The sequence below is a fragment of the Variovorax sp. 20P10.2.4 genome (assembly GCF_058244205.1).
This window is the reverse complement of the sequence record NZ_JBZAYE010001010.1, coordinates 1-1,781: the sequence shown is the minus strand read 5'-3', so window position 1 is coordinate 1,781 and position 1,781 is coordinate 1. Positions and strand designations below refer to the sequence as shown.

The 1,781-nt window shown below is 72.4% G+C and carries 3 protein-coding genes; all 3 read right to left on the bottom strand.

Annotation, left to right across the window (positions count from 1 at the left end):
* A partial coding sequence (gene tadA, locus AC27VN_RS40500) for a tRNA adenosine(34) deaminase TadA (protein ID WP_490880365.1) occupies positions 1-833 on the bottom strand: 833 nt, incomplete at its 3' end.
* Entirely contained in the window at positions 823-1,047 is a 225-nt protein-coding gene (locus tag AC27VN_RS40495) for a hypothetical protein (RefSeq protein WP_208509095.1), read from the bottom strand. The genes tadA and AC27VN_RS40495, both read right to left, overlap by 11 nt.
* A 1-nt stretch (position 1,048) precedes the next feature.
* Positions 1,049-1,702 (bottom strand): FMN-binding negative transcriptional regulator, encoded by a 654-nt coding sequence (locus AC27VN_RS40490; RefSeq protein ID WP_490880364.1) that lies wholly within the window; start codon positions 1,700-1,702, stop codon positions 1,049-1,051.
* Between the last annotated feature and the right edge of the window lie 79 nt (positions 1,703-1,781).

Genomic DNA, 1,781 nt, shown 5'->3' with positions numbered 1-1,781 from the left:
GGCGGCAGCCGGGCCAGCCATTCGAGCAGCAGGTCGCGATGCCACTCGAGGCTGTGCGCGGCCTCGCGCTTGGGCTTGTCGCTCTTGCCGAAGCCGATCAGGTCGGGCACCCGCACGCGCAGCCCGGGCAGGCCCACGAGATGGCGAAAGGCATAGCCCCATTCGCCGGGGCCATGCAGGCACAGGCAGGTCGCCTCGACGGCACCGCCATCGGCCGGCCCTTCGTCGACGTAGTGCAGGCGCCAGCCGCGCTGCGACGGCAGGTCCTGCACGTGGTGCGGCGCGAAGGCGTAGTCCGCCAGCGCCTCGAAGCGCTCGGGCGGCGTGCGCAGCGCATCGTCGCGCAGCGGCTGCGCCTGCTCGCGCGCGGCCGTGCGCCGGCGCTGGAAGAAGTCCTGCAGCAGCGCCGCGCAGTCGGCCGCCAGCACCCCGCCCCGCACCTGCGTGCGGTGGTTGAGCTGGGGCAGCGCGAACAGGTCGAGCACCGAACCGGCCGCGCCGGTCTTGGGATCGGTGGCGCCATAGACCACGCGCGCAAGCCGCGCATGCAGCATCGCGCCCGCGCACATCGCGCAGGGCTCGAGCGTGACGAACAGCTCGCAGCCCTCGAGCCGGTAGTTGCGCAGCGCCTCGGCGCCGGCGCGCAGCGCATTGATCTCGGCATGGCCGCTCGGATCGTGGCCGCCCACGGGCGTGTTGCGGCCGGTGGCGATCACGCGGCCGTCCTTCACCAGCACCGCGCCCACCGGCACCTCGCCAGCCTCGGCCGCGCGCCGCGCCTCGGCCAGCGCGAGCGCCATGAAGCCGTCGTCGTTCAAGGGCTCACTCGTCATCGGGCATCTTGCGCTGCGACTGCTGCATCGCGGCATCGAGGGCCTGCTTGTACTGGTCCTGCACCTGGCGCGCCTGGTCGCGCACCGTGGCGGGCGTCGTGGCATCGCCCCCGGTCGACACCACCGGCGCGGCCGCGCCCGCGAACTGCTTCTTCGCCACCAGCGCGACGATCGCGAGCGCGACCACGAGACCGATCAGTCCGAGTCCGCGCATCTCAGGCCGCGCCCTTCGCGGGCGCCTCGGCGCCGGTCAGCCCGAGCCGCTCCATCCACACCGACAGCGCGCGCTCGTCACCCGACCCGGCCGCGTAGCGCTCGTGCATCGCCGCATGCGATTCGCGCCGGTGCTGGTTGAGCTTGATCTTGCATTGCAGCGCGGTCACGCGCAGCTCGAAGCCCACGATGCCGGCCAGCATCTTGAGCTGGAATTCCTCGCCGAGGTCGCGCCACTGCTGCGCATAGGCCGGCTCGTGCTCGCCGATCAGGCGCTTGAGCAGCGCGTCCTTGGCCGGTGCGTCCTCGACCAGCCGGGCCTCGACCGTGCAATGCACCGCGAGGTAGTTCCAGGTCGGCACGCGCGCAAGGTCAGGATAGACCTGCGGCGACAGGTAGGCATGCGGCCCGAGAAAGGTCGCGACCGCGCGCGGCCGCGCCTGCAGGTAGTGCCAGTGCGGATTGGGCTTGGCGCAGTGGGCCCACAGCACCAGCCCGCCGCCCTCGCCCGTCCTCTGCTCGGCCACCAGGGGCAGGTGCGTCACGTACGGCAGGCCGTCGTCGTCGGTCGAGATCAGGCTCGCGAACGGATGGGCGCGCATCAGCTCGAGCGCGACGGCGGGATCCTTGGCGTTGAACTGCGGGGGCATGTACATGGGACGAATCCTTGGGACGGCGAGGCCCGATTGTCCCCGAGCCGCCCGGCGCCCGCGCCCCGCGTTCTGCTTAAGGCGC